Raw genomic sequence first — 6,359 nt, forward strand, 5'->3', positions numbered from 1 at the left:
CAAGAAACAATCAGTTCATTAATAAATGACTTTGTGTCCGTAGCTGGCAAGAATGTTTTTTACGCGTTCCATTATTTCTTTGGTCGGTGGGTTCACGCCATCCAGACCATATTTCTCACCCATCGCAGTCCATTTGTGTTTGCCCAACTCGTGATATGGCAACAGTTCAATCTTCTCGATGTTCGTCATATCTTTGGTGAACTCACCGAGTTTGTGCGCGGAATCATCATCATCTGACCAGCCCGGCACAACCACATAACGGATCCAGGTACGCTGATTTCGTTTAGCCAGATAGCGGGCAAAATCCAGGGTACGGTGGTTAGAGACGCCGACCAAATTCTGGTGAATATCATCGTTCATCTGTTTCAGATCGAGCATTACCAGATCTGAGACGTCCAGTAATTCGTCGATCACCGGATCATAACGTCGGACAAAGCCGTTTGTGTCCAGGCAGGTGTTAATGCCTTCTTTCTGACATGCGCGGAACCAGTCACGCACGAATTCAGCCTGAAGGATTGCTTCGCCGCCAGAAGCCGTTACGCCGCCGCCAGAAGCATTCATAAAGTGGCGATAAGTCACCACTTCTTTCATTAAGTCATCGACATTGATCTCTTTCCCGCCATGTGTATCCCAGGTATCGCGATTGTGGCAATACATGCAACGCATCAGGCAACCCTGGAAAAATACAATGAAACGGATACCTGGGCCGTCAACGGTGCCACAGGATTCATATGAGTGGATGCGACCTTGAACGGACATATGCCCCCCCGGCTCGTTGGTGCTTTCCTTAGAAATACAATCAGTTAAGTTACTCATAAGGTTTCACTTAGTCCTAAATAGTGCTGATTCGTGGACATTATATGGACACTCCGTTAAGTGGGTTTAATGAGACTGCATCCTGCAAAAAGTCCGGTGCAAAGTGCGCATAAACCATGGTCTGTTGTACGGTGGAATGTCCTAAAATTCGCTGTAGTGTAATAATATTACCTCCATTCATCATAAAATGCGTGGCGAATGTGTGCCGCAGAACGTGGACAGCCTGTCCGGCTGGTAGGTCTGGCTTCATAGTTCGCAGTGTGTTTCGCACCGTGTCGTAATTGGGCGTAAACAGTTTCCCGGTACTACGTTTTTTCACCATTTTAACCAAGCCCTCTGACAGCGGTATTGTTCTGCGTCTACCATTCTTCGTTTTCATGAATGTCAGCATGCAGTTGATAATGTGCTCAGCTTTAAGATCTGCAACTTCACTCCAGCGACCACCGGTGGCCAGACAAAGCAGCACAGCGTTGCGGTTGTCTCCTTCCAGCATTTCGAGCAACTGCGTGATTTCTTCCGTAGAAAGAAACGCCATTTCTGGCTCAGCCTCTTTAAGCTTTTTCACACCTCTGAAAGGATGCTCGCTGTGATATTCATTGGCATCAATCAGCTTGGTAAACATGCCGCTGAATATAGCCTGATGACGGTTCACACTGGCTGGTTTCAAGCCTTCATTCATCATCTTGACCCGATAATCCGTTATAGCTTTCTTGGTTATCTGGTCAGCTCTGGTCACCCCGATTTCAGCAAACTTAATCATGATTGCTGAAAGCCTGCCTTTTTCTATCAGACCACGGTTATGGTGCTTACCGTGGTATAGCCACCACAATTCCAGCAAATCAGTCAGTTTGCGGCGGTCTGCCGGTTTCTCTAACCACTCTTTATTATGGTAGTTAACCAGCACATGACGCTCATAAATCTGAGCCTCACCTTTCGTATTAAATTTACGCCGGATTCTTCTTCCCTCGGAACCCTGCGGCCTTACGTCCACTTCATATCGACCATCATCAAGCTTCTTAATTGACATAGCGAAGCCCTCCAATGGTTACAACTTTGTTCGGTACTGTCTGTTTGTGGCTGTAACAGTCGGCCACGGTACAAAAATCACATATTTGTGCTGCGTAAATCGTTAGCCAGTCTGTTGGTCTGAGCGGGACGAGGTTGGATTTTCTTGCCCAAAGTGTGCGAGTGCCGGCGCTATTTGGCCGGATGCTGGGTCGGTTTCATCAAACATGAACCAATCGCGATACTTACGAAAACGCGGGTGTTTGAAGAGCTTGATCCCACCCTCCATAGGCATCTTTGATTTTCCAGACTCCCATCCAAAATATGTATAGTAATTAACTCCAATTAAATCAGCTATTTCCTTGGATTTTAGGCGTTCGGAATCACGTATAAGCTTAAGTTTCTCGGATTGCTCTGTTGACATGTAATGTGTAATCTCCAATTATATGTGTATTGAGACATAATAAATCCATCCAATTAGTCCTAAATAGTGCTAATTGGTGAACTGATAAGAAATTGGAGAATAGCAAAGCTCAAAACCAACAGACAGAAGAGTTGGAGGGTGCCGTTAAGCGCAAACCAATCAGCTTGTCGGAAAAACCCGGCAACCTACTTTCAAAGGAGGGCTTTGCGCTTTACGTGGGTAAAACCCCTGACGCAATTGTAGCCATGGCCAAGGCTGGAAAACTCCCAGCTTTTTACATGGCTGATCCACTAAAGCCCGGAGGACATGCAGAGTTATGGATTAGCCGTAAAGAGTGGGACAAGTTTGCTGATCAGCTTGTTGAAGATGCACCGGCAGAGTGGCACGGATGGAAAGACCGCATTAGTGCAAGAAAGCCTTGCCGTGGACGCGGCCGCGCAGCATAGAAGAGGACAGTGATATGCAAAACCCAATCTCTTTAGCACCACTGCTCTGGAATCATCAAACCGCACGTCCCATGAATAATTCAATTACACATGGGAAAGGCCGCAAAGGAATCATTATCTGCTCACGCCGTTTTATGCGCGCGGTAGCAGTAAAACGGTTTTTATCATGGGGGAAGAAATGACAGTAATCACTGCGGCTATCGTAATGAATCAGCCTGCCGGGCTTCGCGCTGCTGTTGGTGAGCGCCTTGCGCCCGCTCGCTGGCAAACCTCTTGTGATTTTTATAACAAGATGAGCGAACGTGAGCGTCTGACCATCTGTTTTCATGCTCAATTAAGACAACGGCATTCAGTTATGAAATTGCAGGAAATGAACGATTGTGATCGTGAGCGTATTGTCTGCGCAATTGATGAACTTCGTGCTGCTTTTGCAAAGTACCGTAGTTTCAGGATCATCAAGTCATGTTTTATCGGACGTTTAAATATTAGCGAACGCCGCACTTTATATTTTCATGCAGGATTAACGGAAGAAGAATTCAGCCAGCCATATTGGCGAATCGATGACGAAACCTGCTCATGGAGAGAGGCTTTATTCCGGGCACTACGGGAATTATTTAGCCTGTTCGAAAATGCGCCGACTGTATTAACGTCGGTTCGCCCCGAAACTTACCTCCACTAATTAACCATTTTTAATTCTGCGCTTGATTGCGTAGGGAATCCCTTTGTCTGGAGCCAGAGATGAGCTTAACAGTTGGTCAGGAAATGAGAAATAAAGCAGACAGCGAAGCAACGAATTGGATGTTAAATCAGGCACGAAATCAGGCTAAGGCTGATGCAGCAATCACCTTTTCCTCGCATCTGGATTCGCTAATTAGTCACGCGATTCAAGAGAAATTAGACAGGGTTGAAATTCTTGAATTACTCGGACAAGAGTCCATCCGTTTTCACAACGAAGGTTTAGAAAATAAAGGGGTGATGTAATGCCAGATTTAATGGATTCCGTGCAGGAAAGAAATCTCGAAATTCTGACTCATCAGGTAGCTGCACATCGTATTCATAGCAATGGGATATCGGCCTCAGTCTGTGAAGACTGCGACCAGCCAATCCCTTTGGCTCGCCGTGCCGCATTTCCCGGTGTAGTGCGTTGTGTGCCATGCCAAGAAATCACCGAACAACAGAAAAAACATTTCAGGAGCTAAGCATGATTCGAATTTCTGTAGGTGACAATTGGGTTGTGACGAGTGACTGCTACCAGTTCATTCTCAACAAAAAGAAAACTGTTCTTTCTGGTGATAAGAAAGGGCAGGAATATTTAGAAGCCACGGCTTACTACGCCAAAATTGACCAGTTGGTGAAAGGATTACTGCATTTTCATATCAGAGATTCTGATGTCCGTACCCTTGCGAAACTGGCTGATGAGATAACTAATATTGGGGATCTTTGCCGGGTTGCTTTTAACGTGACGCAGTCCGGTAAATAACGTGCTGATGAATGCAAGAGGGCGTATCGCGCCCTCGCCACCACCTAAACTAATAAAAGCCGACAAGGTTCCTTTTGTCGGCGCATACCCTTGGAATGCTCCCCGTCCAGCAATCTCAAAAGAAAGACCTCTTACCCGTGATGAATTCCATCAGGGGCAAGATGCCTTACGCAAGATCCACGCGCTGCCATTTTTTCTAAGTGGCATCTTCTCTAGCCGGTATGAATATCTTAAAGAAAGCTCAGGGCTGCTGGCTGCACATCGTTACCTCATCAATGTTTTTATGCCACGGATTTGGCCTCGCATCGAGGTTGTACAGACTAAATATGCGTTGGCCTTAAGTGGCAGAGCTAATGAAATTTTTACTGATGAGGCTGAGAGTTATCGCCAGTTAGCTGGAATGAATGATAAAGCGCTGAAACGTCTCGCTATGCAAATTTCATCCCGGCTGTTCACAGAATATGAAGAGCAGAGCGATCGGCTTCTTAGTCAGCACAACGGGGTTCAAGCCAAGTTATTCACCGATAACGCACAGCAGAAAATTTATGGTGAGGTTGCCGGTGCTGCCCGCGTTTTTAATATCACTCCAATGCACTGGCAAAAATACTGTAAACGCAAACTGGATATGCGCTCAGCGTTCTCCAGCATCGCGCGATTGGTAAATGATGAGTGGTGGATTCGACAGTTAAAAGCGCAACGCACTCAATGGCGCGAATCTCTCCTGATTGCTGTTGGCGAGGTTAGTCTGCAAAAGTCTGGCTATGCCAGCAAACAGGCTATCCGGGATGTTCGGGCGCGCCGCTTAGCAAACATGGAATATCTGAAATCCTGTGATTTAGAAAACATCGAAACAGGGGAACGTATAGATCTCATCGATAAGGTAATGGGGAGTATTTCTAACCCTGAAATCCGTCGTATGGAGTTGATGAGCACTATTGCAGGTATTGAAAAATATGCCTCAGAAGTTGGTCATGTTGGCATGTTCCTCACGATAACCACTCCCTCAAAATACCATCCAACACGCATGGTCGGGAAAAAGACTGATCGCCGCGTTAATTTCAATCATAAGTGGGATGAAGAGGCGTTTTCACCAAAGGATGGCCAGCGCTATCTGGTGAAAATCTGGGGCAAGATGCGTACAGCATTCAAAGATAACGGCATCAAGGTATACGGAATGCGCGTAGTTGAGCCTCACCACGACGCTACACCTCACTGGCATATGATGCTGTTTTGCGATAAAGCTCACCGTCAGCCTGCCGTTGACATCATGCGCCGCTATGCACTCCAAGAAGATGGTGATGAACGGGGGGCACAAGCTCAGCGTTTTGAGTGTAAGCATTTAAATAAAGGCGGGGCGGCAGGCTATATCGCTAAATACATAGCCAAGAATATTGATGGTTATGCTCTGGAAGGTGAGATAGACCATGAGACTGGCCGATCATTGTCAGAGGCTGCCGCAGCCGTTACTGCGTGGGCTTCTACATGGCGTATACCGCAATTTAAATCTATCGGTGTACCAACAATGGGAGCTTATCGCGAGCTGCGCAGATTGCCGCGTGGCGTGAGTATCGCTAGCGAGTTTGACGAACTTGTCGAAGCTGCAAGAGCAGCGGCAGACGGTGGTGATTTCGCCGCATATATTTCTGCGCAGGGTGGGGCGAATGTCCCACGCGATGAGCAAACGGTAAGAACTGCCCGCCAAGTGATTGATGAGTTAAACGAGTACGACGAAGAGATCCAGAAAATCATCGGCGTTTATGCCCCTCATCTTGGCACTGACCTCATCCACGAAACACGCACAACAAAATGGCGCATTGTCGCCAAGGCTGTTGAAGTTGCCGTTCATCCTTTGAATTTAATAAGCGCCTCCGGCGCGCCTCGGAGTCCTGTCAATAACTGTGGAACGGCCGAGTCGAACTCATTTCAGTCGTTGTCTTCCAGACCTGATGAATACTTGGATGAGGGCATAAACTCTAAGTTCTTCGCAAGCAAAGAGGCTATGGGAGCAAAATTTGAACATGAAAAGGTATAGATACACACGTATGATAAAAATTGTTATTTACTGAAGGTTGTGTTAAAAAATAGAATTAATAGTCATGAAAGGTCAGCTTATCCAAGCAAGGAATAATAATTCAGCTTGTTATTAATTTACAATGAGGTAAATAATGGGTGACATAAAAGAAGATAT

The 6,359-nt window shown here is 46.3% G+C and carries 10 protein-coding genes; 7 read left to right on the forward strand and 3 right to left on the reverse strand.

Going from position 1 to position 6,359, the window contains the following annotated elements; all coding sequences use genetic code 11:
* Positions 1 to 18 precede the first annotated feature (18 nt).
* The 3 genes from pflA to J1782_RS26375 form a co-directional block, all read right to left on the reverse strand.
* Positions 19 to 759 (reverse strand): pyruvate formate lyase 1-activating protein, encoded by a 741-nt coding sequence (gene pflA / locus J1782_RS11330; protein WP_015689580.1) that lies wholly within the window; start codon positions 757 to 759, stop codon positions 19 to 21.
* A gap of 97 nt (positions 760 to 856) precedes the next feature.
* Positions 857 to 1,843, reverse strand: a complete 987-nt coding sequence (locus tag J1782_RS11335; protein ID WP_152324196.1) for a tyrosine-type recombinase/integrase — start codon at positions 1,841 to 1,843, stop codon at positions 857 to 859.
* Positions 1,844 to 1,945: 102 nt separating this feature from the next.
* Positions 1,946 to 2,245, reverse strand: a complete 300-nt coding sequence (locus tag J1782_RS26375) for a helix-turn-helix transcriptional regulator (RefSeq protein WP_254303049.1) — start codon at positions 2,243 to 2,245, stop codon at positions 1,946 to 1,948.
* A gap of 92 nt (positions 2,246 to 2,337) precedes the next feature.
* On the opposite strand from J1782_RS26375, the gene J1782_RS11340 reads away from it, so the two are divergent.
* The 7 genes from J1782_RS11340 to J1782_RS11370 are packed head-to-tail and all read left to right on the forward strand — an operon-like array spanning position 2,338 to position 6,203.
* Complete coding sequence (locus J1782_RS11340) at positions 2,338 to 2,691, forward strand: Cox family DNA-binding protein (RefSeq protein WP_371819772.1); 354 nt, start codon at positions 2,338 to 2,340, stop codon at positions 2,689 to 2,691.
* Between the two features lie 14 nt (positions 2,692 to 2,705).
* Entirely contained in the window at positions 2,706 to 2,873 is a 168-nt protein-coding gene (locus J1782_RS11345; protein WP_217153168.1) for a hypothetical protein, read from the forward strand.
* A complete protein-coding gene (locus J1782_RS11350; protein ID WP_217153169.1) occupies positions 2,870 to 3,370 on the forward strand; it encodes a replication protein B in 501 nt (166 codons plus the stop codon). The genes J1782_RS11345 and J1782_RS11350 overlap by 4 nt, the downstream gene beginning before the upstream one ends.
* A 59-nt stretch (positions 3,371 to 3,429) precedes the next feature.
* Positions 3,430 to 3,672: a DUF2732 domain-containing protein gene (locus J1782_RS11355; protein WP_217153170.1), complete on the forward strand. Its 243-nt coding sequence runs from the start codon at positions 3,430 to 3,432 to the stop codon at positions 3,670 to 3,672.
* An 11-nt stretch (positions 3,673 to 3,683) separates the two neighbouring features.
* Positions 3,684 to 3,890 (forward strand): TraR/DksA C4-type zinc finger protein, encoded by a 207-nt coding sequence (locus J1782_RS11360; RefSeq protein WP_371819773.1) that lies wholly within the window; start codon positions 3,684 to 3,686, stop codon positions 3,888 to 3,890.
* Between the two features lie 2 nt (positions 3,891 to 3,892).
* Complete coding sequence (locus J1782_RS11365) at positions 3,893 to 4,171, forward strand: DUF5405 family protein (protein ID WP_217153172.1); 279 nt, start codon at positions 3,893 to 3,895, stop codon at positions 4,169 to 4,171.
* A gap of 7 nt (positions 4,172 to 4,178) precedes the next feature.
* Positions 4,179 to 6,203, forward strand: a complete 2,025-nt coding sequence (locus tag J1782_RS11370; RefSeq protein WP_254303055.1) for a replication endonuclease — start codon at positions 4,179 to 4,181, stop codon at positions 6,201 to 6,203.
* Positions 6,204 to 6,359 lie beyond the last annotated feature (156 nt).

It is taken from the genome of Rahnella sp. BCC 1045 (assembly GCF_019049615.1).
GTDB lineage: Bacteria > Pseudomonadota > Gammaproteobacteria > Enterobacterales > Enterobacteriaceae > Rahnella > Rahnella contaminans.

Bases quoted from the DNA above. Each gene is read 5' to 3' on its own strand.
- pflA (WP_015689580.1), bottom strand. From the start codon at position 759: ATGTCCGTTCAAGGTCGCATCCACTCATATGAATCCTGTGGCACCGTT.
- J1782_RS11350 (WP_217153169.1), top strand. From the start codon at position 2,870: ATGACAGTAATCACTGCGGCTATCGTAATGAATCAGCCTGCCGGGCTT.
- J1782_RS11360 (WP_371819773.1), top strand. From the start codon at position 3,684: ATGGATTCCGTGCAGGAAAGAAATCTCGAAATTCTGACTCATCAGGTA.
- J1782_RS11335 (WP_152324196.1), bottom strand. From the start codon at position 1,843: ATGTCAATTAAGAAGCTTGATGATGGTCGATATGAAGTGGACGTAAGG.
- J1782_RS11365 (WP_217153172.1), top strand. From the start codon at position 3,893: ATGATTCGAATTTCTGTAGGTGACAATTGGGTTGTGACGAGTGACTGC.
- J1782_RS26375 (WP_254303049.1), bottom strand. From the start codon at position 2,245: ATGTCAACAGAGCAATCCGAGAAACTTAAGCTTATACGTGATTCCGAA.
- J1782_RS11355 (WP_217153170.1), top strand. From the start codon at position 3,430: ATGAGCTTAACAGTTGGTCAGGAAATGAGAAATAAAGCAGACAGCGAA.
- J1782_RS11345 (WP_217153168.1), top strand. From the start codon at position 2,706: ATGCAAAACCCAATCTCTTTAGCACCACTGCTCTGGAATCATCAAACC.
- J1782_RS11370 (WP_254303055.1), top strand. From the start codon at position 4,179: ATGAATGCAAGAGGGCGTATCGCGCCCTCGCCACCACCTAAACTAATA.